Origin of the sequence: Polaribacter batillariae (assembly GCF_017498485.1) — a bacterium.
In the GTDB taxonomy this organism is placed as follows: domain Bacteria; phylum Bacteroidota; class Bacteroidia; order Flavobacteriales; family Flavobacteriaceae; genus Polaribacter; species Polaribacter batillariae.
Genome location: NZ_CP071795.1, coordinates 2,445,608 through 2,470,893 on the forward strand (window position 1 = coordinate 2,445,608; position 25,286 = coordinate 2,470,893).

27 protein-coding genes are annotated in these 25,286 nt (G+C 31.5%); 11 read left to right on the forward strand and 16 right to left on the reverse strand.

Annotated features, from left to right (window positions below):
* The first annotated feature begins 52 nt into the window (after positions 1-52).
* The gene (locus JL193_RS10755; protein WP_207970805.1) at positions 53-640 is read left to right on the forward strand and encodes a methyltransferase domain-containing protein; all 588 of its coding nucleotides are present in this window, start codon (positions 53-55) and stop codon (positions 638-640) included.
* An 85-nt stretch (positions 641-725) separates the two neighbouring features.
* Here JL193_RS10755 and JL193_RS10760 read toward each other — a convergent pair whose 3' ends face one another.
* The 4 genes from JL193_RS10760 to JL193_RS10775 all read right to left on the reverse strand — a co-directional run bounded on the left by JL193_RS10760 (position 726) and on the right by JL193_RS10775 (position 4,120).
* Positions 726-1,781, reverse strand: coding sequence for an NAD(P)/FAD-dependent oxidoreductase (locus tag JL193_RS10760; RefSeq protein ID WP_207970806.1), 1,056 nt, complete (start codon positions 1,779-1,781; stop codon positions 726-728).
* 270 nt (positions 1,782-2,051) lie between these two features.
* Positions 2,052-2,288, reverse strand: a complete 237-nt coding sequence (locus tag JL193_RS10765; RefSeq protein ID WP_207970807.1) for a NifU family protein — start codon at positions 2,286-2,288, stop codon at positions 2,052-2,054.
* The gene (locus JL193_RS10770; RefSeq protein WP_207970808.1) at positions 2,285-3,430 is read right to left on the reverse strand and encodes an Mrp/NBP35 family ATP-binding protein; all 1,146 of its coding nucleotides are present in this window, start codon (positions 3,428-3,430) and stop codon (positions 2,285-2,287) included. The genes JL193_RS10765 and JL193_RS10770 overlap by 4 nt, the downstream gene beginning before the upstream one ends.
* Before the next feature lie 339 nt (positions 3,431-3,769).
* A complete protein-coding gene (locus JL193_RS10775; protein WP_207970809.1) occupies positions 3,770-4,120 on the reverse strand; it encodes an MGMT family protein in 351 nt (116 codons plus the stop codon).
* A gap of 127 nt (positions 4,121-4,247) precedes the next feature.
* Here JL193_RS10775 and JL193_RS10780 point away from each other — a divergent pair, with 127 nt between their 5' ends.
* Positions 4,248-5,231, forward strand: a complete 984-nt coding sequence (locus JL193_RS10780) for an IS30 family transposase (protein WP_207970543.1) — start codon at positions 4,248-4,250, stop codon at positions 5,229-5,231.
* A gap of 84 nt (positions 5,232-5,315) precedes the next feature.
* Here JL193_RS10780 and trmB read toward each other — a convergent pair whose 3' ends face one another.
* Together trmB and JL193_RS10790 are read right to left on the reverse strand one after the other, a co-directional pair.
* Positions 5,316-5,987 carry a tRNA (guanosine(46)-N7)-methyltransferase TrmB gene (gene trmB, locus JL193_RS10785; RefSeq protein ID WP_207970810.1) on the reverse strand — a complete coding sequence of 224 codons (672 nt, stop codon included), beginning with the start codon at positions 5,985-5,987 and terminating at the stop codon, positions 5,316-5,318.
* Positions 5,988-5,996: 9 nt separating this feature from the next.
* Positions 5,997-6,218, reverse strand: a complete 222-nt coding sequence (locus tag JL193_RS10790; protein WP_207970811.1) for a DUF6341 family protein — start codon at positions 6,216-6,218, stop codon at positions 5,997-5,999.
* A 41-nt stretch (positions 6,219-6,259) separates the two neighbouring features.
* On the opposite strand from JL193_RS10790, the gene JL193_RS17235 reads away from it, so the two are divergent.
* Positions 6,260-7,186 (forward strand): DUF6427 family protein, encoded by a 927-nt coding sequence (locus JL193_RS17235; protein ID WP_243456733.1) that lies wholly within the window; start codon positions 6,260-6,262, stop codon positions 7,184-7,186.
* On the opposite strand, the gene upp is transcribed toward JL193_RS17235, so the two are convergent.
* On the reverse strand, positions 7,181-7,834 hold the full coding sequence (gene upp, locus JL193_RS10800; RefSeq protein ID WP_207970813.1) for a uracil phosphoribosyltransferase: 654 nt from the start codon (positions 7,832-7,834) through the stop codon (positions 7,181-7,183). The genes JL193_RS17235 and upp overlap by 6 nt on opposite strands.
* A gap of 171 nt (positions 7,835-8,005) precedes the next feature.
* On the opposite strand from upp, the gene lysM reads away from it, so the two are divergent.
* From lysM to JL193_RS10840, 8 genes are all read left to right on the forward strand, one after another.
* A complete protein-coding gene (gene lysM / locus JL193_RS10805) occupies positions 8,006-8,476 on the forward strand; it encodes a peptidoglycan-binding protein LysM (protein WP_207970814.1) in 471 nt (156 codons plus the stop codon).
* A gap of 126 nt (positions 8,477-8,602) precedes the next feature.
* Positions 8,603-9,499, forward strand: coding sequence for a DMT family transporter (locus JL193_RS10810; protein ID WP_207970815.1), 897 nt, complete (start codon positions 8,603-8,605; stop codon positions 9,497-9,499).
* Positions 9,500-9,534: 35 nt separating this feature from the next.
* Positions 9,535-10,401 (forward strand): YicC family protein, encoded by an 867-nt coding sequence (locus JL193_RS10815; protein WP_243456734.1) that lies wholly within the window; start codon positions 9,535-9,537, stop codon positions 10,399-10,401.
* Positions 10,402-10,628: 227 nt separating this feature from the next.
* Entirely contained in the window at positions 10,629-11,228 is a 600-nt protein-coding gene (gmk, locus tag JL193_RS10820) for a guanylate kinase (protein ID WP_207970816.1), read from the forward strand.
* Between the two features lie 135 nt (positions 11,229-11,363).
* Complete coding sequence (gene nadD / locus JL193_RS10825; protein ID WP_207970817.1) at positions 11,364-11,945, forward strand: nicotinate (nicotinamide) nucleotide adenylyltransferase; 582 nt, start codon at positions 11,364-11,366, stop codon at positions 11,943-11,945.
* Positions 11,946-12,024: 79 nt separating this feature from the next.
* On the forward strand, positions 12,025-12,891 hold the full coding sequence (locus JL193_RS10830) for a M23 family metallopeptidase (protein ID WP_207970818.1): 867 nt from the start codon (positions 12,025-12,027) through the stop codon (positions 12,889-12,891).
* Positions 12,891-14,390, forward strand: a complete 1,500-nt coding sequence (locus JL193_RS10835; RefSeq protein ID WP_207970819.1) for a GH3 auxin-responsive promoter family protein — start codon at positions 12,891-12,893, stop codon at positions 14,388-14,390. Before JL193_RS10830 ends, JL193_RS10835 begins: the two co-directional genes overlap by 1 nt.
* A gap of 180 nt (positions 14,391-14,570) precedes the next feature.
* Positions 14,571-15,020 (forward strand): 6-pyruvoyl trahydropterin synthase family protein, encoded by a 450-nt coding sequence (locus JL193_RS10840; protein WP_207970820.1) that lies wholly within the window; start codon positions 14,571-14,573, stop codon positions 15,018-15,020.
* Positions 15,021-15,024: 4 nt separating this feature from the next.
* Here JL193_RS10840 and pth read toward each other — a convergent pair whose 3' ends face one another.
* From pth to JL193_RS10885, 9 genes are all read right to left on the reverse strand, one after another.
* On the reverse strand, positions 15,025-15,591 hold the full coding sequence (gene pth, locus JL193_RS10845; protein WP_243456735.1) for an aminoacyl-tRNA hydrolase: 567 nt from the start codon (positions 15,589-15,591) through the stop codon (positions 15,025-15,027).
* A 232-nt stretch (positions 15,592-15,823) separates the two neighbouring features.
* On the reverse strand, positions 15,824-16,003 hold the full coding sequence (locus JL193_RS10850; protein ID WP_207970822.1) for a hypothetical protein: 180 nt from the start codon (positions 16,001-16,003) through the stop codon (positions 15,824-15,826).
* A gap of 26 nt (positions 16,004-16,029) precedes the next feature.
* The gene (locus JL193_RS10855; protein WP_207970823.1) at positions 16,030-20,085 is read right to left on the reverse strand and encodes a T9SS type A sorting domain-containing protein; all 4,056 of its coding nucleotides are present in this window, start codon (positions 20,083-20,085) and stop codon (positions 16,030-16,032) included.
* 246 nt (positions 20,086-20,331) lie between these two features.
* Positions 20,332-21,456: an ABC transporter substrate-binding protein gene (locus JL193_RS10860; protein WP_207970824.1), complete on the reverse strand. Its 1,125-nt coding sequence runs from the start codon at positions 21,454-21,456 to the stop codon at positions 20,332-20,334.
* A gap of 61 nt (positions 21,457-21,517) precedes the next feature.
* Positions 21,518-22,084 carry a phage tail protein gene (locus JL193_RS10865; protein ID WP_207970825.1) on the reverse strand — a complete coding sequence of 189 codons (567 nt, stop codon included), beginning with the start codon at positions 22,082-22,084 and terminating at the stop codon, positions 21,518-21,520.
* 24 nt (positions 22,085-22,108) lie between these two features.
* Positions 22,109-22,462, reverse strand: a complete 354-nt coding sequence (locus JL193_RS10870; protein ID WP_207970826.1) for a hypothetical protein — start codon at positions 22,460-22,462, stop codon at positions 22,109-22,111.
* Positions 22,463-22,597: 135 nt separating this feature from the next.
* The gene (locus JL193_RS10875; protein ID WP_207970827.1) at positions 22,598-23,278 is read right to left on the reverse strand and encodes a response regulator transcription factor; all 681 of its coding nucleotides are present in this window, start codon (positions 23,276-23,278) and stop codon (positions 22,598-22,600) included.
* 13 nt (positions 23,279-23,291) lie between these two features.
* Positions 23,292-24,083: a sensor histidine kinase gene (locus JL193_RS10880; protein ID WP_207970828.1), complete on the reverse strand. Its 792-nt coding sequence runs from the start codon at positions 24,081-24,083 to the stop codon at positions 23,292-23,294.
* A gap of 765 nt (positions 24,084-24,848) precedes the next feature.
* A complete protein-coding gene (locus JL193_RS10885) occupies positions 24,849-25,220 on the reverse strand; it encodes a hypothetical protein (RefSeq protein WP_207970829.1) in 372 nt (123 codons plus the stop codon).
* Positions 25,221-25,286 lie beyond the last annotated feature (66 nt).

Here is a 25,286-nt window from a genome sequence, read left to right on the forward strand (position 1 = left end):
TTTTTTTATCTTCGAGAATATCTTGTACAAGAAATAATATCAATTTTATACAATGGATTTAGATTTATCAGAAAGTGTGTGGGACAATCGTTACAAAACAAACGATACTGGTTGGGATTTAGGAGAAGTTTCTCCTCCTTTAAAGGCCTATTTTAATCAATTAAAGAATAAAGAACTCAAAATATTAATTCCTGGAGGAGGGAATTCTCACGAAGCAGAATATTTGTTTCGCCAAGGATTTAAAAACGTATTTGTTGTAGATGTCTCTAAAACTGCGCTAGAAAATATAAAAAAGCGAGTTCCAAATTTTCCTGCATCGCAATTATTGCACAACGATTTTTTTAATACAAACCATAGTTTCGATTTAATAATCGAACAAACCTTTTTTTGCGCCATTAACCCAAATTTAAGAGAAAAATATGCCATTAAAATGCACGAACTTCTCAAAGAAAAAGGAAAACTGGTGGGGCTTTTGTTCAATGCACCTTTGTTTGACAATCGCCCGCCATTTGGAGGTTCTAAAAAAGAATATATTACTTATTTTAAACCGTATTTCGAATTCGAAATTTTTGAGAATTGCTATAATTCTATAGAAAGTAGAGAAGGAAGAGAGTTGTTTTTTAAATTTGTAAAGTCTTAAAAGATCATTATAAAATTACCAAATTCTTTTCCATAAAAACCCTTAAAAGTTTTTAAAACCTTTGAAACCGAATGGGTAATTTTTTTTATTCTATCTTTTTAACAACTGCTTTTGGTGCTTCTTTTCTAGTACCGTCAAAACCATCTACACCACCTACAGTGGTATATTTCATTACATATTTTTTGTCTGGAAAAATTCTTTTGTAGGCACTTTGGCACATTAAAGTTGCTTCGTGGAAGCCACATAAAATCAGTTTTAATTTTCCTGGGTAAGTATTTACATCTCCAATGGCATAAATTCCTGGAATATTGGTTTGATAATCTAAAGCGTTGTTTACTTTAATGGCATTTTTTTCGATTTCTAATCCCCAATAGGCAATAGGACCTAATTTTGGCGATAAACCAAAGAGCGGAATAAAATGATCTGTTTCTATACGAAAAGGTTCGCCTCCATTTTGAACCACAGAAACTCCTTCTACTTTATTTGTTCCAATAATTTCTTTTACTTCTGCAGGTGTAATCATGTTTATTTTTCCTGCATCTTTTAATTCTTGCACTTTTTCTACAGAATCTAAAGCGCCTCTAAATTCGTTTCTTCTGTGAATTAAGGTAACTGAAGAAGCAACATCTGTTAAAAATATAGACCAATCTAAAGCAGAATCTCCACCTCCAGAAATAACTACTTTTTTATTTCTATAAAGTTCTGGGTCACGTATGATGTATTCTACTCCTTTATCTTCGAAATTTGCAATGTTAAAAATGGGTGGCTTTCTTGGCTCGAAAGAACCCAAACCACCTGCAATTGCAACAACTTTTGCATAGTGTTTTGTACCTTTATTGGTGGTAACAATAAACGTTTCGTCTTCTTGTTTTTCGATGGTTTCTGCACGTTCGCCTAATGTAAAACCTGGTTCAAATTGTTTTATTTGTTCCATTAATTTATCGGTTAAATCGCCCGCTAAAATTTCTGGATATGCAGGAATGTCATAAATTGGTTTTTTCGGATAAATCTCTGAACATTGGCCACCAACCTGTGGCAAAGCATCTATTAAATGGCAGCGTAGCTTTAATAACCCTGCTTCAAAAACGGTAAATAATCCTGTGGGTCCTGCACCAATAATTAAAATATCTGTTGTAATCACTTTTTGTTTTCTTTATCTATTTAGACCTCAAAGATTTTTACAATCTTTGAGGTCTGTTTTATTTTCGTGAGGGCGTTAACGATTGAAATGGTCTCCTTTTTTTAGTTGTCAGTTCGAGCGAATTTGTGAAGAACGAACAAATTTACATCGAGAAAAAAACTAAAAAGATACATCTTTCGACTACGCTCAAGACAACCTACAAGCTCGACCTTTTTAAGGAATGCCCAAAATTATAATATTCTGTTTGCTTAGAAGCTAATTTTTATCAGTTTAAGCAACATTTATGACTTCTTCGATTTGTGGTGCGTACTTTTTAATGGTTGCTTCTACACCATTTTTTAGTGTCATTTGGTTTACAGAACAACCTGTGCAAGCGCCTTCTAATTGCACTTTTACAATGGAGTTCTCTATTGAAAGTAGCCGAATGTTGCCACCATCACTCATTAAAAAAGGGCGGATTTCATCCAACGCTTTTTCTACATTTTCTAAGGTTTCTTGTGCTGTCATACTTTATTTTTTACTGAACTACAACCACTCATTGTTGTAATTCTAACAACTTCTGTGGGTGGTAAATTTTCGTTTCTTTTTAATAATTGAGCGACCATTTCTTTGGTAATTTTATCGAAAGCTTCTTCTAAAAGTGTACCTTCTTGTAATGCTACTGGATGCCCAACATCGCCAGATTCACGAATGCTTTGTACTAAAGGGATTTCTCCTAAAAACTGGGTTTTAATATCTTCTGCCAAGTTTTTTGCGCCATCTTTTCCAAAAATGTAATATTTATTATCTGGCAATTCTTCTGGTGTAAAATATGCCATATTTTCTACGATTCCTAATACTGGAACGTTAATATTTTCTTGTTGAAACATGGCAACTCCTTTTTTAGCATCTGCCAATGCAATATTTTGTGGTGTGCTTACTACAACTGCACCATTTATTGGCAATGCTTGTACGATTGATAAGTGCACGTCTCCTGTTCCTGGTGGTAAATCGATTAAAAGAAAATCTAATTCGCCCCAATCTCCATCAAAAATTAATTGATTTAATGCTTTTGAAGCCATGGGACCACGCCAAATTACGGCTTGATTAGGATCTGTAAAAAATCCTAAAGACAATAATTTTACCCCATAATTTTCGATAGGTTTCATTTTCGAACGACCATCTACTTTTACAGAAAGTGGTCTTGCTTTTTCTACATCGAACATTATATGTTGCGATGGTCCATAAACATCGGCATCTAAAACCCCCACATTAAAGCCCATTTTTGCTAATGAAATTGCTGTATTTGCTGTAATTGTAGATTTACCTACACCACCCTTACCAGACGCAATTGCAATAATATTTTTAATATTCGGAATTTCTTTACCACGAATTTGATTCGGATTTTCTTTTGCAACTGGTTTTTCTACGGTTACGTTTACTTTTACATCTATATTTTTAGAAACATTGCTTTTAATGGCTTTTGTAATTTCCGATTCAACTTTCTTTTTTGCTTGCAAGGTTGGATTGCTAATTGTTATTTCTACAATTACTTCGTTTCCAAAAATTACGATGTTTTTTAAGTTGTTATTTTCTACCAAACTTTTTCCTTCTCCTGGAGCAGTAATGGTTTCTAGTGCTTGTTGTATGTCTTGTTTTTTAAAACTCATTTTTCTTTCAATGTTAGGTCGAGCGCAGTCGAGACCTAATGTATTGTTCGTTCTATAAAACCTCTCGACTGCGCTCGAGAAGACATTTATAGTTTTAATTAAGTTAATATCAATTACAAAGATACGTTTAACTGTTTAAAAAAGAAAGTTTGTAGATTGTGAATATTTATAGGTTGATAAGTGGAAATGATGGTCGGTTTTTTTTAAAAGTTTTTTTGATGTTGCAGTTTATTATTTTAATCGAATACGGTTGCTTTTTTATCACATAGTAGCACGAAAAAATATAGCTAATTTTTTTGTTTAGAGTGTTTTCTCTGAGAAATCTATGTATAATAATATCTAAAATTTGAAATTTGAATTCAATTCTTCCATCGGATTCCAAAAAACGGTTTCTAAATCTTGAATTTGATTATCAATTACCACAATTCCTTCGTTTTCTAACAATTGCTGCATTAAATTTGTACCATCGAAATGATGTTTTCCTGTTAATAATCCTTTTTTATTAACAACTCTATGTGCGGGTACTTCTTCTTTTTGATTCGAAGAACTATTCATGGCCCAGCCCACCATTCTTGCAGATTTTGCTGCGCCTAAATATTTTGCAATTGCACCATAACTTGTAACTCTTCCATATGGAATTAAGCGTGCAACTTGATAGACTTTATCGAAAAAATTATCGGATTTTTTCACTTTTAAAAGATAAGGATTATTAGGTTAATAGGCCCTAGATTCAAATGCTAGTGCAAGTTTTTGATAGGATTTTCCTACGGGTTTTACCCCGTTAGGAAAAGTCCAAAAAAAGTCAAAGATTTGTGATATGAACTACAAACAATTAACTTTCGAACAAAGGTACTCAATAGAATTAATGCTTAAGGCAAAAATTAGTAAAAAAGAGATTATTAAATCACTTTGTATTAATGAAAGTACTTTTTATAGAGAATTGAAAAGGAACTCAAAACCTAGGACTTATAGTGCTAAACACGCACAAAAATTAGCTGATGAGCGTAAAAAAGAAGGCCATTATAAGACTATTTTTTCAACGGAAATGAAAAAAATAATCAAAGAAAAAATGATTAAATTTCAATGGTCTCCAGAACAGATAGTTGGTTGGTGTAAACTTAAAGCAATACAGATGGTCTCTCACGAGCGAATTTACCAATATGTTTGGCAAGATAAAAGACAAGGAGGATTGCTTTATAAAGAACTACGAACAGGTCAAAAAAAATATAAAAAAAGGTATGGAAGTAAATCCAATAGAGGACAAATACCCGATAAAGTGTCTATAGAAAAACGTCCAAAAATTGTAGAACTCAAAGAAAGAGTAGGTGATTTAGAATCTGATTTAATTATAGGAAAAGACCATAAAGGAGCTTTATTAACCATTGTAGATCGCTATTCTAGTTTTTTATGGATTGAAAATGTGACAGGAAAAAAAGCAGATATGATTACAAAAATGACTATAAACACTTTAGCACCACATAAAAAATGGGTTCGAACAATTACCAATGATAATGGAAAAGAGTTTGCAGGACATAAAAAAATAGCAGAAAAATTAAATTGTGATGTCTATTTTGCTCACCCTTATAGCTCTTGGGAACGTGGACTTAACGAGTATACGAACAAACTTATCAGACAATATTTCCCAAAAAATGAACACTTGGATAATGTCAAACAAAAGGATATTTTTGAAACGGTAAACAAACTCAATAATAGACCAAGAAAAAAGTTAGGATACAGAACCCCTAAAGAGGTTTTTTATCAATTTATTAACCAAAATCAAAAACTTGCACTTGGTACTTGAATCTACGGGCAGTGTTTTAACTATAAACTGAAACCTTTTTGGGGTTATTTATGTTAAAGAAACATGTAAATTCCTGGCAAAAAACTAATATTTTAACCGAAATTGAATGTATGTAATAGGTTTGTCTATGGCCAAATACTGGTTTTCGTAAAAAGTTTGTGTTTCTACGACTTCTTTTGGAGCACCTTCATTTTTATAAACGGTATGGTTTGCATATAAAACCTCATGTCCTTCTCCATGCAACAAACCTAATGTATAGCCGTGCATAAATTCGCTATCGGTTTTTAAGTTTACAATTCCTTCTTTTTTTAAAATATGATGGTATTTTTTCAAGAAATTGGTATTTGTCATTCTATGTTTTGTACGCTTGTATTTTATTTGTGGGTCTGGAAAAGTAATCCAAATTTCAGAAATTTCGTTTTCTGCAAAAATAAAATCTACCAACTCGATTTGTGTTCTTACAAATGCTACATTTGGTAAGTTTTCTTCGAGAGCCGTTTTTGCGCCTCGCCAAAAACGAGCTCCTTTTATATCGATTCCAATATAATTTTTATTTGGGTTTTTTCTAGCCAAAGCAATGGTATATTCGCCTTTACCACAACCCAATTCTACAATAATAGGATTGTTGTTCCCAAAAAAAGAATGCCATTTGCCTTTGTAAGAAAAGTTGTTTACTACCTCTTCTCTTGTTGGCTGAATGACATTTTTAAACGTTTCATTTTCTTTAAAACGCTTTAGTTTATTTTTGCTTCCCAAAGTGTAAAATTAAGCTCTGTCTTCAGTTCCTTCTCTTACAAATCGCTTAGATTCTTTCATCCAATATGCAAAAAGAACTAATAAAACCAATAGAAATAACCAGTTTACGGCATTAGAAATCCACCATCCAAAATCGGCATGTGCTACACTTGTGCGTAACCAGTTAAAAGGGATAAATAAAAGATCTGTAAATAAACTACCAATCCATCTAAAAATATTGCTTGCTATCATAACTTAATTATCTTTACGGTGCAAAAATAACAAAAGAAACAATGCTAGCCAATTTTTTAAGCAAATCTAAACCCATCAATTTTATTGTGCTTCTGGTACTGTTTTTGTGCATTTTTTTATTAGATGCGTTTACAGTGTATGCTTCTAAAGGTTTTACATTTACTATTTTTTTAGAAAATCTTGGTTTTTTTTCGCTTTTTCTACTTATTTTTTTCTTTTACAATTTTGTGATTTCTAAAAATAACTTAACAAAAGATAACAGTTACGCTTTTTTTGTTTTTACAGTGTTTTTAAGCTATTTTGTTATTAAATTATTTTCTTTTAAAGTACTTTTTTTATTACTGATTTATATACTTTTTTCCAGAAAAATATACAGTTTAAAATCTCAAAAAAAAGTGTTACAAAAATTGTTTGATAGTGGATTTTGGCTCGCGATTTTATTTTTTATAGAACCCTTTTCTGCAATGTTTGCCTTGTTAATTTATGTGGCAACTTACGTGCATCATAAAATAACAATTCGTACTTTATTTGCCCCAGTTGTTGGTTTTTGTGCTCCTTTATTAATTTATTATGCCTATTGTTTGTGGCTTAACGAAGTACGTGTTTTTACGAATCTTTTTGTTTTTAAGCAGTTTCATAAAATTTCTTTTTATGCCGAAAATAATTTTTATTGGTTGGTAATTTCGATATTATTTTTAACTACGATTGGTTTTATCTTAAAAACACCAAAAGCGCTTTCTGTAAATAATACTTTCAAGAAAAATTGGCTTATTGTAACGTTTCAATTGCTAATATCTTTCTTTTTCGTGCTTTTAATTCCTGAGAAAACAGGGGTAGAAATTCTTTTTCTAATTTTTCCAGCATCTATAGTTGTTGCAAACGGACTTGAAATTATAAAAAGCGATTTCATTAAAAACATCGTTTTTTATGTATTGCTTGCAAGTACTGTCTTTGCGGTATTATTATAATTTTGTTCCGTAAGCCAAATCTCCTGCATCTCCTAGGCCTGGAACTATGTAGCCTTTATCGTTTAATTTATTGTCGATAGTGGCAATCCATAATTGTGTGTGTTTTGGAAAATGATTTTCAATAAAATCGATGCCTTCTTTAGAGCCAATTACAGCAACAATATGAATTTCTTTTGGGGTTCCGTGTTTTTTTATTGCTTCGTAAACAGCCACCAAACTTTGCCCAGTTGCTAACATAGGGTCTGCCAATAACAGTGTTTTATTATCTATAGATGGCGAAGCGAAATATTCGACAACAATTTCGAAATTATTGTTGTTTTTAGGATGATGCCTGTATGCAGAAATAAAAGCATTTTCTGCATCGTCGAAATAATTTAACAATCCTTGATGTAAAGGCAAACCTGCTCTTAAAATCGAACATAAAACAATATTGTTATAAGACAATTGCATTTTTTTCTTTCCTAAGGGAGTTTCGATATAAACACCAGCATACGACAAATTTTTACTCAATTCATAGCCCAAAACCTCGCCAATTCTTTCGATATTTCTTCGAAATCGAAGCGAATCTTTTTGAGTTTTTACCGCTCTAATTTCTGCGATAAATTTATTTAAAATAGAGTGGTTTTCTGCGATGTGATGTATTTCCATTTGTAATGTCTTTCTAACAAAATTACAAAAAAGAAAGCCATATTTTTTTACGTTTTTAGAATTATAGCTTCATAAAAACGCTTTAAACAAAATGAAATTCTTTTTTTAACAAAAAAAATGTATCTTGTACCTTTATTAAATTGAATATTAACAACTAAAAAAATAAAAAGAATGGGAATTTTTTCGTTTATTAAAAATGCTGGAGCAAAAATTTTTGGTATTGGTAAAACCACAGAAGAAGAAAATGCAGAAAAATCGGAACAATTAAGAAATGCAATTACAGACTTAGATTTAGAAGTAAAAGATTTGTCTATTGAAGTAGATGACGATGCTGTAAAACTTTGGGGCGAAGCTGTAGATTTGGCGACTAAAGAAAAAGTAGTTTTAGTCGTAGGAAATACAAACGGAGTTGCCTCTGTAGAAGATAACATGTCTGTAGCAAAAGTAGAAGTTATCGAAGAAGCAGATATGGCGCAATTTCATACAGTAGAAAGTGGAGATACTTTAGGTAAAATCGCCAAAGAATATTATGGAAATGCCATGAAATATCCTGTAATTTTTGAAGCAAACAAGCCTATGTTAACACATCCAGATAAAATTTATCCAGGACAGGTTTTAAGAATTCCGCCTTTAGTAGATTAAAAAAAATCAACCAAAAGTTAACCAACCTAACTTAAAAGAGTTTCAATATGCATTGAGACTCTTTTTTTGTGCCTAGTTTTAAAATTATCCTCAACTTTGCAAATTCATTTTTTCACACAATTTGTTATGAACAAAAGAATTTTAGCATTAATTGCAGTTACCATTGCTACCATTATTTACGGAGTAAATTACACGATTGCAAAAGATGTAATGCCAACCTATGTAAAACCTTATGGCTTTATATTTATTAGAGTTGTGGGGGCAACTGCTATTTTTTGGCTTTTAGGTTTGTTTGTGAAATCTCAAAAAATAGAAAAAGAAGATTATAAAAAAATTCTTTTAGCATCTTTTTTTGGGGTAGGTTTAAACATGTTATCGTTTTTTAAAGGTTTAAGTTTAACAACCCCCATAAGTGCCTCTGTAATGATGGTAACTTCGCCAATAATGGTGCTCGTTTTTTCGAGTATTTTAATTAGAAAAGCCATTGGGAAGCAGCGAGTTTTAGGGGTGTTTATTGGTTTAGTTGGTACCATTTTATTAATAACTTATGGCAGTTCTTCTAACCAAACCGCAACCAACAGCCATCTTGGAAATTTCTTGGTGTTTGTAAATGCTTCTTCTTACGGTTTGTATTTGGTTTTGGCAAAAAATTTAATTAAAAAATACCATCCGCTTGTATTTGTAAAATGGTTGTATTTGTTTGGCCTTATTTTTATAATTCCTGTGGGCTATACCGAATTTTCGGAAATTGTTTGGCAGGCAATTCCTACAAATATATATTGGAATATTGGTTTTGTTGTTTTATTTACCACTTGCATTACCTACTTGTTCAATTTGTATGGTTTATCGAAATTAAAACCAACAACGGTAAGCGTTTTTATTTATTTACAGCCTGTAATTGCTTCTATTTATGCATTAATTGTGGGCAGCGATTCTTTAAATTTGGTAAAAATTTGTGCTACGTTATTAATCTTTTTCGGGGTTTATTTAGTAACAAAACAAGCAAAAGATTCTAAGAATTAAAACTATATTTGCAACTCATTAAAAATGATGAATTTATGATTCAATCTATGACAGGTTACGGAAAAGCAGTTTTACAATTGCCCACTAAAAAAGTAACCATAGAAATAAAATCTTTAAACAGTAAAAATTTAGATTTAAATGTTCGCATTCCATCTCATTACAAAGAAAAAGAACTAGCCGTTCGTAAAAAATTAGCGAATTCTTTGGTACGTGGAAAGATAGATTTTTCGATTTTTGTAGAAATAACTTCTGATGAAACTTCTGCAAGCATAAACCATGGAGTGGTAAAAGAATACATGCAACAATTAAGAAATGTGGTACAAACAGGCACTACCGATGATGTAGAGTTGTTAAAAATGGCTGTAAGAATGCCAGACGCTTTCACTACAGTGCGTGAAGAATTAGACGAAAACGAGTGGGTTGAAATTGAAAAAGGAATTGCGCTTGCTATTAAAGAAATAGTACAATATAGAATCGATGAAGCTGCCTCTTTAGAAATCGATTTTAAACAAAGAATTGCCAATATTAAAAATTATTTAGAGCAAGTACAAGCCTTAGATGGAGACAGAATTGAGCATGTAAAAACCCGCCTTCAAAAAGCAATTGACGAGTTAAAAGTAGAAACAGATGAAAACAGATTTGAACAAGAACTAATCTACTATTTAGAAAAGCTAGATATTAACGAAGAAAAAGTGCGTTTGGCAAATCATTTAAATTATTTTTTACAAACTTTAGATTCACCAGATTCTAATGGAAAAAAATTAGGCTTTATTGTACAAGAAATGGGGCGCGAAATAAATACCACAGGTTCTAAAGCCAATTTTGCACCCATGCAAAAAGCAGTTATTCAAATGAAAAATGAACTAGAACAAATTAAAGAACAAATTTTAAACGTGTTATAAATTTAGATTTCTTGCAAGGTTTTAAAAATCTTGTAGGTATTAAATTTAAGCTAAATAAATATTTAAAAAAGTAGATTTTTATACCTAAAAGGTTAAAAAACCTTGCAGAAGTCAAAAACCATTTTTTAAAAAATTAAATTAAGAAGTTAAAGAAACTTTTGTTGCGGTCAACCAAACATTGTTTTGCTTTTCTTTGAGCGCAGTCGAGAAGTTATAATTATAATTCTATGTCAGATTTTAAAGGAAAATTATTCGTGTTTTCTGCACCATCAGGTTCTGGAAAAACCACCATTGTTCGTCATTTATTAGCACAAAAAAAGTTCAACTTAGAGTTTTCTATTTCTGCAACTTCAAGAGCGCCAAGAGGTTTCGAAAAAGAGGGCGAAGATTATTATTTTATGTCTTTAAGAAATTTTAAAGATAAAATTAAAAATGATGAATTTTTAGAATGGGAAGAAGTGTATAGAGATAATTTTTACGGAACTTTAAAAAGTGAAGTCGAAAGAATTTGGGCACAAAAAAAACATGTTATTTTTGATATTGATGTGGTTGGTGGCCTGCGAATTAAAAAGAAATATCCTGAAAGAACATTATCGGTTTTTGTAAAACCACCAAGTGTAGATGAGTTAAAAATTCGCTTGAAAAAACGTAAAACAGAAAGCGAAGAAAAAATAAATATGAGAATTGCAAAAGCCTCTGTGGAGCTGGCAACTGCACCTCAGTTCGATAAAATTATTAAAAATTACGATTTAGAGGTTGCTTTAAAAGAAGCAGAAGATTTAGTAAGTGATTTTTTGAATGAGAAGGAAGCTGGAAGTGGGAAGTAGGAAGTTCGAAGGTAAATTGAGTATTAGAAAAGTATAGAGAAAATTTAAAAAAGTAGGAAGTGGAAGCTAGAAGCAGGAAGTTAAATACTTACTGAATACTTCAAGCTCCCAACTTCCAACTTCAAACTGTTTACAATGAAAATCGGTTTATATTTTGGCACTTTTAATCCAATTCATGTTGGGCATTTAATTATTGCCAATCACATGGTAGAAAATTCAGATTTAGACGAAATTTGGATGGTAGTAACCCCTCATAATCCGTTTAAAAAGAAAAACTCTTTGCTAGAAAACCACCACAGGTTTGAGCTGGTTTACAGAGCTACAGAAAATTATTCGAAAATAAAACCTTCGAATATTGAGTTTAAATTGCCGCAACCTAATTATACTGTTTTTACCTTAGCGCATATTTCCGAAAAATATCCGAACAAAGAATTTTGTTTAATTATGGGAGAAGATAATTTAAAAAGTCTTCATAAATGGAAAAATTACGAAACTATTTTAGAACATCATCATATATATGTGTATCCAAGAATTTCTGAAGGAAAAATAGAAACACGATTCGATAAACACCCAAAAATTCATAAAATACAGGCACCCATTGTCGAAATTTCTTCAACAATGATAAGAAATGGTATCAAAAACGGAAAAAACATTCAACCTATGTTAACCAAAGAAGTTTGGAATTATATAGACGAAATGAATTTTTACAAAAAATAATTTAATTGTTTTTATTCCGTTACTAAAATATACGCTCTGTAAGGGTTTCTGTATATTTGTACGATTCAAATTTTAATTTGTGGCAAAAAAAGATAAAAAAAAGGGTAAATTAAAACAAAAACTAACCGATAAATACAGGTTGGTCGTGTTAAATGAAAACACGTTCGAAGAGCGTTTTTCGTTAAAATTATCACGTTTAAATGTGTTTGTTTTAGGAGGTATTTTTTCTATTTTATTAATTGTTTTAACGACGGTTTTAATTGCGTTTACACCAATTAAAGAATACATTCCTGGCTATTCTTCTTCCAAATTAAAAGCAACTGCTGTTAAATTAACTTTCGAAGCAGATTCTTTAAAAGCGAAATTGGCTAGCTTAGAAAACTATACAAAAGCCTTAAAACCCGTTTTAACAGGAGAAATAAAGCCAGAAAGTATCGATTCTATTATTTCTGAAAACACACCTATTGTTGTCGAAGAAAGTAAACTAAATGCCTCTAAAGAAGATTCTTTATTTAGAGAAAAAATAGATCGAGAAACTCGTTTTTCTATCTTAGAAAATTCAAAAAATAAAAGTAACATTGTTTTTTTCGCTCCATTGTCGGGTTCTGTTACTCAAAATTTCGATGCAAACAGCAAACATTTTGCCGTAGATATTGTAGCCAAAACAGGTACTCCCATAAAAGCAGTTGCAGACGGAACCGTAATTTTTTCTGGTTGGAACACAGAAACGGGTTATGTAATTATTTTAAAACATAGCAACGACTATATTTCTGTTTACAAACACAATGGAAATTTACTAAAACAGCAAGGCGATTTTGTAAAATCTGGCGAAGTTATAGCCACTGTGGGTTCTACAGGAGAGTTAACTACGGGACCACATTTACATTTCGAACTTTGGAGTGGTGGTTATGCCGTAAATCCTACTAATTTTATCGATTTTAAATAATGAGCATCAAATCTTTTTTTGCAATTCCATTTGCCAAATTCGCTACTAGAAAAGTGCAAAAATGGGCTAAAAAACCTTTCGAAACACAAGAAAAAGTCTTTAAAAATTTAATTGCAGAAGGAGGTAAAACTGCCTTCGGAAAAGACCATAATTTCGATAAAATAACCACGTACAAAGATTTTAAAAAACAAGTAAAAGTTACAGATTACGAAGGTTTAAAACCTTATGTAGATCGAATGGTTGCAGGAGAAGAAGATGTTCTTTGGAAAGGCAAACCATTGTATTATGCAAAAACTTCTGGAACAACTTCTGGTGCAAAATACATTCCGATAACCAAAGAATCGATGCCAACGCATATAAAAGCAGCCAGAAATGCATTGTTGTTTTATATTGTTGAAAAAAATGATGCCAGTTTTGTAGATGGAAAAATGATTTTTTTACAAGGAAGCCCTGTTTTAGAAGACAAAAATGGCGTAAAATTAGGACGCTTAAGCGGAATTGTAGCACATTATGTACCTCAATATTTACTAAAAAACCGTTTGCCAAGTTGGGAAACCAACTGTATTGAAGATTGGGATACCAAAGTAAATGCAATTGTAGAGGAAACTATAAACGAAAACATGACTGTTATTAGCGGAATACCTTCGTGGGTACAAATGTATTTCGAAAAACTAATTGAAAAAACAGGCAAAAAGGTGTCTCAATTGTTCCCTAATTTTAATTTCTTTATTTACGGAGGTGTAAATTTTGAACCCTATAAGAACAAGTTCGAAAGCTTAATTGGTAAAAAAATCGATTATATAGAGCTATATCCTGCATCAGAAGGGTTTATTGCTTACCAAGATTCGCAAACCGAAAAAGGCATGTTGTTGCAATTAAATTCTGGAATTTTTTACGAATTTATACCTGCAACCGAGTTTTTTGATGAAAATCCGACCAGAATTTCAATAAAAGATGTAAAAATTGGTGTGAATTACGTAATCATATTAAATACAACAGCGGGTCTTTGGGGGTACAATATTGGCGATACTGTAGAATTTACTTCAACAAAACCCTATAGAATTAAAGTAACAGGAAGAATAAAACACTTTATTTCTGCCTTTGGCGAACACGTAATTGGTAAAGAAGTAGAGAAAGCTTTAAACGATTCTATTAAAGGAACCAACATAAATATTAGTGAGTTTACTGTGGCTCCGCAAGTAAACCCTAAAAGTGGTTTGCCTTACCATGAGTGGTTTATAGAATTTGAAAACGAGCCAGAAAACTTAGAAGAATTTGCCGAAAAAGTAGATGCTTCTATGCAAGCACAAAATATTTATTATTTCGATTTAATTGAAGGAAAAATATTGCGTACACTTGTGATTAGAAAAGTTAAAAAAGGAGGGTTTCATCAATACATGAAATCGATTGGTAAATTTGGCGGACAAAATAAAATTCCGCAATTGTCTGATAATAGAAAAATTGCAGATGTTTTACAGAATTTTTTAGTGGAAGCATAATTACATCAACATAACAAATACAAGAAAAATGGGAGGAAATTATTTATTTTTAATACTAGCAATAGCTTTGGTTATTGTGTACTTTTACAACAAATATAGAAACAGAAGGTAACTAAAAAAGTTCTCGATACAGTTTTGCAGAAAAACAAAATCGCTCGAACCAAACGCAACATAAAAATAATGAGTACAATAAGAATTACAAAACAATTTAATTTTGAAGCCGGCCATGCTTTATATGGTTATGATGGCAAATGTAAAAATGTTCATGGGCATTCTTATAAACTTTCTGTAACTGTTTCTGGAAAACCAATTAAAGATACTACCCATGTAAAATTTGGGATGGTAATCGATTTTGGCGATTTAAAAAAGATTGTAAACGAAGAAATTGTAGATGTTTTCGACCATGCAACAGTTTTTAATAAAAATACGCCTCATGTAGAATTGGCAAGAGAATTAATGGATAGGGGGCATGATGTTTTGTTGGTAGATTACCAGCCCACGAGCGAAATGATGGTTATAGACTTTGCTAAAAAAATTAAGAAAAGATTGCCTAAAAACATCAAACTACATTCTATAAAACTACAAGAAACAGATACGAGTTTTGCAGAATGGTATGCTTCTGAAAATTAAAAGATTACTTTCCGTTAAAAGTATTCATGGTGTTTGCCAAACCTGCAGTACCAAAAGAAGTAATTACTTTTGCAGATGTTGGTAAACGTTCTATTAATTGGCTAGTTTCTTCTTTATTCCATTCTCCTAAAACATAATCTACTTGTTTTCCTCTAGAATAATTTCCGCCAATGCCAAAACGAAAACGAGCATATTGTTGTGTATTTAATTTTTCTTGAATATCTTTTAGTCCATTGTGCCCGCCAGCAGAGCCTTTTGCTTTTACACGAATGGTACCAAAATCGATATTTACATCGTCTGTAACTATAAAAAGATTTTCGATAGCAACTTTTTCTTGTTGCATCCAATATTTTACAGCTTTTCCACTTAAATTCATAAACGTACTTGGCTTTAATAAAACAAAAGTTCTTCCTTTAAAACGAAAATTAGCAACGTCTCCTAACTTTTCTGTTTCGAAGGTTGCATTGTGTTCTTTAGCAACTTCATCAAGAATTTTAAAACCAATATTATGGCGAGTATTTGTATATTTTTCGCCAATGTTTCCTAAACCAACAATTAAAAACTTTTTCATTAATTCTTCTTTAATTTCGGTTTTTATACCGAAAATATTTTTTAAAAATGATAGCACATTCATGCTTCAAAAATAAGAAGAAATAAGTAATGATTTGTAATAGCATCTACAAATTGAATTTACGGTAAAAACCTAAGTTTAAAACGATAAATGTATAAAGATGATTTTCTTAAAAATTCGCAAAAAAAAGACTGTCTTTTTTAGACAGCCTTTTTAAATAATAATTTATGTATTAGAATCCTAGTCCTGGATCTTCAGGGCTTTGTGCTTGCGCCTTTTGCGGATTTAATATCATATAGGTTCCTAAAGCTGTTAAAGCAGCATATTTACCGTAATTTCCTATTTTTTTAATTGCTTCTTTACGAGTAATTTTTGGAGCAATATCTTGAGTATTTTTGTCTTGATTTTTCATGATGTTTTGTCTTAAAATTATCGTTATTATTCTATAATTATTTTCTTGTTCGATCGACCATTATTTGTTGTAAGCTCTACAATATAAACTCCTATTGCTAATTCTGGCAAGGAAATGTCTTTTACTCCATTAGAATCGAAAGAAGTACTTACTACTTTTTTACCAAGAAGATTAAATAATTTTAAAGAAGCTTTATTTTGATATAGCCCCGAAATTCTTAAAGTTGCATTGTCTATTTTATAGATGCTAATATTTTCTAGTGCTGCATTTTTATCAATATTTAAGGCAGTGCTAGTAGTGTGTAAATAAAAACGACCAGTACCATATAAACTCTTTTGAATCGTTGTTTTATAATTACTACCTAATTGGTCTAACCTTGTAAAGGTATTGGATGCTTTATCTTCTAAGAAAATCTTTAAATCTTTAGGAAAATTATTAGTTTGCAAAGAAAAGGTAATTTCTTTACCAGCTTCTGCATTCATACCAATAGGTACAACCATTTGATTATAATTAGCATTTGGTAAGGTTTGTATGGCTAGGTTTTTACCTTGGTTGTTGGTAACTAATTGAGTGTAAAGAGAAAAAGTATTAGAAACACCATTAAACATAGAGCTGTCATAACCGTCGTCGAAACCAGTAGTTTTATTCTCTATATAGAATATTTCTGCATTTTTTACATAAGTACCATCTGTTATAGAAAGTTTAATTTCTGGTCTAGATTCTTGTTTTAAAAATGTATCTCCACCTATATGAGTTTGCATAGCTTCTGTAAACGTTACATTTCCTGTATTTAATGCTTTTACAAAAAAGCCTTGACCTGGAGATACTTTATAAGCTGTTGCACTGTTTTTTGTAACGTATTCTCCTACTCCACTATTAGCTTCTGAATCCCAAAGCCAAATAGTTTTCTCTGTTAATCTAGTTGCAGGTACGTTATCTAAAAATATTTCGCTATTAATGTAAGAAGGGTAAGGATTACCAATTGCATTAAATTGGTCTCCAGTAGCATCTACTTGAATCGAAACTCCTACATTGTTTGTGTTTACAGAGCCACTAAAGTTTAAAGTACCTGCACTCGATTTTTTTAAAGTATATCCTTTAGCATTTGTAAAGAAACCAGGAGTATCTGTGTTAGTATAATAGTTCCATTTTAAGGTAGCAGGATTTGTATTTATATAAGGAGCAATACCACGTTTTGTTCCGTTTGCAACTACATCACCAAAAAAATCGTTGATATTTTTACCCTCTACAGGAGATGCTATTAAATGCCAACCTTGTGTACTTATTCCTGATGTAGTTAAAAATCTATGATAATCTACATTTCCAACTCCAGATTGTGTTCCTTTTAAAATAAAAGAACCATTAGAAGTTGCATCAGAATTAATAGTAAATGTTCCGTTTTGAGTTAAGTTTCCATCAATAGTTAAAGAATTTCCAGATAGCAGGTTAAAAGCACCTCCAAAATCTATGTTTAAGTCGTTAATGGTAACATCGCTTACATCTAAATTAACAGTTTTATTATTCAAATTAATGTTATCTAAACTCAAAGGAACTCTAGCTAAAGACCAATTTCCTGATACAGACCAATTACCAGAAGTTGCTGTAAAAACATTGGTATTATTGCTTAATATAGAAACAGATACAGAAGAACTATTAGGGCATAAACCATTGGTAGTATAGGTTATAGAATATGTACCTAAAGTACTTGCAGATAGGTCAATTTCTCCTGTACTAGTATTTAAAGTTAATCCTGCAGTAGAAGAAAAAGTGCCGCCCGTTAAACCAGTAATGGTTGGGGTTGGATCTGATTCGTACGAACCGTAAGTTGAAAAAGAGTAACTAAACATAGCATTGTCAACAGCATTAATAGTAACACTAACGTTAGATGAGTTAGGGCAACTTCCTGCTGTGGTATAGGTTACAGTATATGTATTCGGAGTAGAAGCAGAAACATCGATTGCACCTGTACTCGCATTTATACTTAAACCAGCTGTTGATGAAAAAGTTCCACCAGCTAAACCTGTAATTGTAGGTGTTGGGTCAGCATCATTCACACAATAGCTAGCAGTACTATAATTAAAAGAAGCATCGTCAAGAGCATTAATAGTAACACTAACGTTAGATGAGTTAGGGCAACTTCCTGCTGTGGTATAAGTTACAGTATATGTATTCGGAGTAGAAGCAGAAACATCGATTGCACCTGTACTCGCATTTATACTTAAACCAGCTGTTGATGAAAAAGTTCCACCAGCTAAACCTGTAATTGTAGGTGTTGGGTCTGAGTCATTTACACAATAGCTAGCAGTACTATAATTAAAAGAAGCATCGTCAAGAGCATTAATAGTAACACTAACGTTAGATGAGTTAGGGCAACTTCCTGCTGTGGTATAAGTTACAGTATATGTATTCGGAGTAGAAGCAGAAACATCGATTGCACCTGTACTCGCATTAATGCTTAACCCTGCAGTAGAAGAAAAAGTACCACCACCTAAACCTGTAATTGTAGGGGTTGGATCTCCATCATTTAAACAATAGGTAGCTGAAGCATAATTAAAACTGGCATTATCTAAATTATTAATAGTAACAGCTACGTTTGCTGAATTAGGGCAAGTACCACCAGTTGTATAGGAAACAACATAAGTGCCAGGTGTGGAAGCCGAAACATCAATAGATCCAGTACTAGTATTTATAGATAAACCAGCTGTAGAAGAAAAAGTTCCACCACCTAAACCTGTAATTGTAGGTGTTGGATCTGAGTCATTTACACAATATGCTGATGCACTATAACTAAAACTTGGGTCGTCTAATGCATTTACAGTAACAGAAACACTTGAAGAGTTAGGGCAAGACCCAGTAGTTGTGTAAGTTACACTATAGGTCCCAGGAGTAGAAGCCGAAACATCAATAGCACCTGTACTAGTATTTAAACTTAAACCAGCTGTAGATGAAAAACTTCCTCCTGCTAAACCAGTAATAGTTGGTGTTGGGTCAGCATCATTCACACAGTAAGAAGAAGCGCCGTAATTAAAAGAGGCATTATCTAACGCTGTTGGAGAAATTGTAATTGTACCACAAGAACCTGCAGTAGCACATCCACCTTCACCTCTTACATAATAAGTTGTGGTAGTTGTTATTGATGTAACGTTAAATGACCCAGTAGTAGTGGTTCCTATTTGAGTTCCACCACAAGAACCTGTATAAATATGCCAAGCTGTGGCATCGTTTAGATTTCCTGAAATATTTAAAGTAGCACTGCCTCCAACACATACCGTACCTGGAGAAGATGTTATTGTTGGTACATCTGGCTCTGTACAAGGTGCTACACATGTTACGCTTGGTGAATACCCTGCTGGTGAGATGTTAAATGCAGTACTATTATTGAATGTCCAGTTGGCTCTATTATTAATGGCTGCTCTTAGTGCTGTAGAGGTTCCTGTTAACGTACCTGTATATTTAGCGTTATCTTCTTCCGTAAACGCGGCTACAAAAAGTGAAACACAATTAACACCATTGGTTAGACCTGCAGGCAACCCAGATTTTGCTACTCCTAATGGTCCAGTACTCGGATCATTCCACTGTGTTGTAGGATTAATCGAAACAGGGGTTCCATTTCCATCATCCCCATTAATTCCTGAGATAAACGTTGGTGTAGTTGCTGGCTCGACAGTCGCAGCATAATATGCCAATACCTGGTCTCCTCCAGATAAATTCCACCCACTACCACTCTGTAGTGTTGTTGATCCAGAGGTTGTTGTAAATACATCTGCATCAGATTCGGTAACGAACACAACTGTTCCACACGAAACACCACTTGCTGGTGCAGTCCATCGTACATGCCCTTCAGAAGTACCTGCCCAAGTATTGGTATCATCATTCCAACCTTCTTCTGTAAAATAGATGATTTCACCAGCTGGAATATCTGTTAAAGTGATAAACGAAAAACTGTGGTCTTGACCAGCACTTGGTCCAGTATCAGTATTGTAGCCGATAAAGGCGATGTCTCCGGCGACTAACGTTTGAGTATGACTTTTAGAACTATACAGCAGACCTATATAGGTTAAAATAAGTAGTAGTTTTTTCATAATAGTTGTTTTAAGAAATTATTTTTTTATAGATTAACTGTTTAAATTAAAAATATTTAATGCTAATTATTTAAACCTATTTCCAATAAATTTGTAATGAATGCCCTGTAAAATAGTGACGAGTATTTAGGGTAACACAACTTAAAAATAAGTAGTTGCTTTTGCATAATATTTGATTTCAAAAAAAATTATTACCAAATGTAAATTTTTTTTCTAAAGAAAAAATAAGTGTAAATACCTGTTTTTTTAGTGATGTAAATAAGCATTAAACCACCCTTGACTTGTAGTTTCTTCTTCTGGAAGATTTGCTAAATAATTAAGATTGTTTTTTGGTAATTCTTCAATTGGTTTTCTAATGACTTCGCTTTCTTTACTAACTTCTTGAGTCCAAATATAATGTGGAAAATCTGTTTTATGAAATGCATTGTTAAAGTTTATTTTTCCACGAGGACCATCAATATTAATTTCTTCTATAGATTGTTTTAATGGTTTGTTTTTTTGAGTTAATGCATCTTTAATTACCAAACCATTTTCATAGCCAAGCAAAGCAAAAAAATTTGCCAATTTATTATACGTTTGTTGGTATGTGGCAGTAAACTTCTTATTTGACTCGCTATCGAGTTCTTTGTACCAACTAGAAATAGATTTAATTTTTTTACCTATTTCAGGATATTTTTCAATTAATTTATCTTCTGATGAAAATGGCAAAGCGTATATTGGATAACTATTTTGAAGGTTGTTTTTTTGAAGAAATTCGAAATGCTCTTCTGCAAATATTCCATTATGAAATGCAACAATTACCTCTGGATTTGATTCTTTAATAATGAATTCCATAATTTCACTTTCATTTTTACGTGGGCTGTGAGGTGTAATATAATGACCTGCAAATTTTGTAATTTCTTGATTTTTTATTCCTATTTCTAAACCTTTTATAAAACCATAACCAGACTCATAATAACAGGAAGAGGTGGCTAAATTTTTTACATTTTTTTTTGAGAAATATTGTGCCAACTTTATAAGGGAATCTTGTAACCCTAATGTGTTTTGAAAAACACCATCTGGAGCTTTTATAGAAAAACTGGTTCCAAAATTAGAGGCAAGTAGAATTTCATCATTTTTTGATACAAATTCTGCAATTTCTTTAAACCCATAGTGTCCAAACAAACCAGTTGTTAGGGCAACATCTTCTTGGATATGTAATTTCTGAATACTATTTATAATTTGTTTTGGGTCTTCACCTAGTCCTGTACTTTCTAAAAATAATTTATAAGATAAATTGCCCAAACCAATACGTAAACCGTTTATAAAAGATTTACCTATTTGTGGGTGTGCAGAAGATTGTGGTAATAAAACACCAATTTTGTTTTCCATTTTTTACTAAAAGAATTAAAGGAGAGAAAAAAATAAGACTCTCCTTTATTAAAAACTATAATTAACTTCTAGATGGAAAAATGCCAAACAAAGCAATACAAACATTTATTCCTAAAAAAGGATTTCTAGATTGTATTGGCAAGTTGCCTCCAGATTGTGCTGTCGTTCCAGAAATTACTACGCCTCCTAACTTATCTCCAGTAGTTGGCTCTTCTCTGTAGATTGTTGGCATTGTTCCGTCAGTTCCTAATCCGTTTTCTCCTCCTGCAGATTCTGAAGTATCATTACTATTATTCGTTGTATATACAGTAACATTCGCCATTCCATTAATTAAGGAGTGTGTATGTGCGGGCATATTTGTTTGATTTATATATAATTGTTCAACACCACCTCTTTCACCCCAGGTTATTGTAGAAAGTCCAGGACCATGACCAATATGTACAATGCTTCTACCTCGTAGATCTGGTAAACCAAAAGTGGTTCTTCCATCTCCACCAAAGGTGGTACCTAGTAAAGAAAAAAGTGCTGAATTTGATGCAATTGCTTGCAATTGTCCGTCGCATTTTGCCCAATCTCGTGGTGCAAAATTAAAGCCAAAAGGCTGTATTTGTCCGATAAATGGAGTCATAGTATTAAATTTAAGAGTTAGTATTTAGTTTAAAACAAGTTCTGGTAAACTAATTGGAATTATAGTACCGTTTTTAGTAGTAAGATGCAAGGTGCCAAAGTTATCTATGATGGCTGTTAATTCTCCACCACCTTCGTACCTATAATAAGCTTCTGTAGTGTGGGTTCTTACGAGAACGCCCCAAGTCTCTTTAGGTATTGGGTAACCTTCAATTTTTTTATCGCCCAAGCTGATAAAGTTGATTTCACCCAAACCAGGAACTATAAAATAAATTGAACCCCTATCGTTAAATACATGGCTTTTTGTTTTTGGTATGGTTACTCCATTAGAAGAACCAATATCGTAAACGTAATTGTTTTTTACTGTTAGTGTGTACATAAATTAAAGTATTAGTTAGAATTACTTCAAATCTACATATAACTTTTGTTTGATTCTAACGCATTAATTCTTAAAATAAAAAATGGGTATAAATACCTATAAGTATTTATACCTTAAAATTTAAAACAGAAATTCTTAAAGATTAAAATCTGGAGAAATTTCTATCAGTTTTTTTTGAATACCGTAAATTACCAAACCAGCCACATTTTTAGATTGTGTTTTTAAGAGCAAGTTATTTCTGTGGCCTTCTACAGTTCTTGGGCTTATAAACAATTTTTCGGCAATTTCTGGTGTAGTAAATTGTTGACAAATGAGTTCTAAAACATCTATTTCTCTATTAGAAAGTAATTTTTTATCTAAATCGCTTTTTATACGTTTGCCGCTTGAAGAAATAATGTTTTCATGGATAATTTTTAATACTTTTTCGTCGTAGTAAAATCCTTTTTCGTGTACTTCTTTTATGGTATGTATTACATTTTTTGGGCTTGTGTTTTTAAGTAGGTAAGAAGAAGCACCAACATCTATCATGTTGGTTATAAAAGATTTACCATCGTAACTTGTAAGCGCTATTATTTTTATATTTGGATGCGTTTTATGAATAATTTTTGTAGCCTCTACACCATTTAATTCTGGCATTTTTAAGTCCATGAGAATAATATCCGGAAATTCTTCTGTAGTACTTATAAAATCTATAATTTCTTGCCCGTTTTCAGCTTCAAAAATAACATTAAAGTTGGCTACTTTTTGTAGTAAAAAACGAATTCCACTTCTAAAAAGTTCTTCATCATCTGCAATAACGATATTTATTTTTTTCATCTTTTGGAGGGGTTTAAATGATAACTTTTATTTTAAAACCATTGTTTATTTCACTTTTAATATTAAAATTTCCTTTTAATAAAGCGATTCTGCTTTCTATATTTTTCATTCCTAATCCTTTTTGATGGTTTTGGTTATGCATATCAAAACCAACTCCATTATCAGAATAGGTTACCAATAGTTTAGAATTACTACAGCTTATTTTTATAGTACTTTGAGTTGCTTGCCCGTGTTTAACAGAATTGTTTATTAGTTCTTGAACAATTCTAAAAACATGTAACTCGTTATTGGAACTTAAATAGTTTTTCGGATAATTTAAGGTGTATTTTATAATTATTTTTTTACTATTACTATAAGAGTCCGCTAATTCTTCTATTGCTTCTTTTAAACCAAATTTATCTAAAATGGGAGGCAATAAATTATGAGCTATTTTTCTGGCACTTTCTAAGGTTTTATCTGTAGCTTGTAAAATGGTATCGTTTACCATAGTGTATTCTTCTGGACTTAATTCTCCGTCTTTTAGAAGGTTCGCATTTAGGTTTATTACGTTTAATTTAGAACTAATATCGTCATGTAAATCTTGTGCAATACGCTTGCGTTCTTTTTCTTGAGTAACAATTATCGATTGTATTATCTCTTTTTGATGATTAATTTCTAAAGATTTTTTTTCTAATTCTTTTGCTGTTATTTTTTTTCTTGATAAAAAGAAAAATAACAGCAATGCAACTCCCATTAAAAGAAGCATTAAAACACCAATAAGAACAATTATTATCACTTGATCTTCATTAGAAAGTATTTGTTCCATTAGGTTTGGTTATTTATAATAACCACGAATTTAAGAAAAATACTTTTTTAAATAAAGATAAGTGTTTATTGGATAAGAATTTTACGCAATCTTTAAATCAGGTATTTATACCTATTCTTAAAATTTAGTAATGCTGGGTTTTCTAAAATTTTTATACCATTCTATAAAGATTAAAGCTTGAAAAATTAGGTATAAAAAGGAATTTGTCTTCCAAACAATTAATTTTAACTTTCCAGTGCCTATGTTGCCTAATGTAAATAAAAGAGTGCTACAAAGGGTATATATAAAAAAACCCGTATTAAAATAAATGTATTTTTTAGTAGTTATATTTTCTATTTTTTCTATAAAGAATAAAAAACTATAGATTAGTAAAGGAATAGAAGTTAATGCTATTTCAATTTCATTCCATTCTTTAAATTTTTTACTAAAATGTATGTTATAAAAAATTAATGGAACTGCAATTGTTAGAAGAAATAATCTAATACCATTTTTAATTCTTTTTTTATCAAATAATTTTGCATAAAAGAGACTTAAAAAAATAAATTGACCAATAAAAAAATAGTGACTTAAAAATAAATTATTCTCTTTTTTGGAACTTAAAAAACTTGAGTAAAATTGTATAAGAAGACAAAGCAATAAATACATATTAAAGTAAATATTTACTTTGTCTTTATTTCGATAATTAATAATAAATAATAACGTATTTATTAAAAGTATAATAATACCAAAATTAATAATAAAACGACTAAAAGTCATATTTAATTATCAATTTAAAGGACTACCTGAATCACACATTTCAGGACAAGGGCTTGTTAAATCAAAAATACGTCCACTCTCGTCGTCTAAAACCTCTCCATCTTTAGAAGAAATCATGTCTTTTCCATCTTTATCTACCCCTACAATAATTAGTTTTTCTTCAAAAACGGTTTCGCCTTCTACTTTGTGTTTGTGAACTCCTAAATATCCTCTTACACTTACAGCACCTTCATTAATAACCTCTTGTAAGTCTAACAACGGTATGTTAAAAGCTCTACAGTGTTGGTGTGCATTGTATGTGTCTTCCATTTTGCGCCATCTTTTAGTCCATCTTTTGGCAGTTTTTAAGGTAATTGTGTTTTTTTGTTTCTTGTTATCCATTTTAAAAAATATTTTGGTTAGACTTTAAAAATATATAAAATAGATTAATTATCGTACTAATGCTTA

Bases quoted from the DNA above. Each gene is read 5' to 3' on its own strand.
- JL193_RS10840 (WP_207970820.1), top strand. From the start codon at position 14,571: ATGAGTACAATAAGAATTACAAAACAATTTAATTTTGAAGCCGGCCAT.
- JL193_RS10765 (WP_207970807.1), bottom strand. From the start codon at position 2,288: ATGACAGCACAAGAAACCTTAGAAAATGTAGAAAAAGCGTTGGATGAA.
- JL193_RS10815 (WP_243456734.1), top strand. From the start codon at position 9,535: ATGATTCAATCTATGACAGGTTACGGAAAAGCAGTTTTACAATTGCCC.
- JL193_RS10790 (WP_207970811.1), bottom strand. From the start codon at position 6,218: ATGATAGCAAGCAATATTTTTAGATGGATTGGTAGTTTATTTACAGAT.
- JL193_RS10780 (WP_207970543.1), top strand. From the start codon at position 4,248: ATGAACTACAAACAATTAACTTTCGAACAAAGGTACTCAATAGAATTA.
- JL193_RS10770 (WP_207970808.1), bottom strand. From the start codon at position 3,430: ATGAGTTTTAAAAAACAAGACATACAACAAGCACTAGAAACCATTACT.
- JL193_RS10870 (WP_207970826.1), bottom strand. From the start codon at position 22,462: ATGTACACACTAACAGTAAAAAACAATTACGTTTACGATATTGGTTCT.
- JL193_RS10875 (WP_207970827.1), bottom strand. From the start codon at position 23,278: ATGAAAAAAATAAATATCGTTATTGCAGATGATGAAGAACTTTTTAGA.
- JL193_RS10850 (WP_207970822.1), bottom strand. From the start codon at position 16,003: ATGAAAAATCAAGACAAAAATACTCAAGATATTGCTCCAAAAATTACT.
- JL193_RS10885 (WP_207970829.1), bottom strand. From the start codon at position 25,220: ATGGATAACAAGAAACAAAAAAACACAATTACCTTAAAAACTGCCAAA.
- JL193_RS10880 (WP_207970828.1), bottom strand. From the start codon at position 24,083: ATGGAACAAATACTTTCTAATGAAGATCAAGTGATAATAATTGTTCTT.
- JL193_RS17235 (WP_243456733.1), top strand. From the start codon at position 6,260: ATGCTAGCCAATTTTTTAAGCAAATCTAAACCCATCAATTTTATTGTG.
- JL193_RS10835 (WP_207970819.1), top strand. From the start codon at position 12,891: ATGAGCATCAAATCTTTTTTTGCAATTCCATTTGCCAAATTCGCTACT.
- JL193_RS10755 (WP_207970805.1), top strand. From the start codon at position 53: ATGGATTTAGATTTATCAGAAAGTGTGTGGGACAATCGTTACAAAACA.
- nadD (WP_207970817.1), top strand. From the start codon at position 11,364: ATGAAAATCGGTTTATATTTTGGCACTTTTAATCCAATTCATGTTGGG.
- JL193_RS10860 (WP_207970824.1), bottom strand. From the start codon at position 21,456: ATGGAAAACAAAATTGGTGTTTTATTACCACAATCTTCTGCACACCCA.
- JL193_RS10810 (WP_207970815.1), top strand. From the start codon at position 8,603: ATGAACAAAAGAATTTTAGCATTAATTGCAGTTACCATTGCTACCATT.
- JL193_RS10855 (WP_207970823.1), bottom strand. From the start codon at position 20,085: ATGAAAAAACTACTACTTATTTTAACCTATATAGGTCTGCTGTATAGT.
- gmk (WP_207970816.1), top strand. From the start codon at position 10,629: ATGTCAGATTTTAAAGGAAAATTATTCGTGTTTTCTGCACCATCAGGT.
- lysM (WP_207970814.1), top strand. From the start codon at position 8,006: ATGGGAATTTTTTCGTTTATTAAAAATGCTGGAGCAAAAATTTTTGGT.
- JL193_RS10865 (WP_207970825.1), bottom strand. From the start codon at position 22,084: ATGACTCCATTTATCGGACAAATACAGCCTTTTGGCTTTAATTTTGCA.
- pth (WP_243456735.1), bottom strand. From the start codon at position 15,591: ATGAAAAAGTTTTTAATTGTTGGTTTAGGAAACATTGGCGAAAAATAT.
- upp (WP_207970813.1), bottom strand. From the start codon at position 7,834: ATGGAAATACATCACATCGCAGAAAACCACTCTATTTTAAATAAATTT.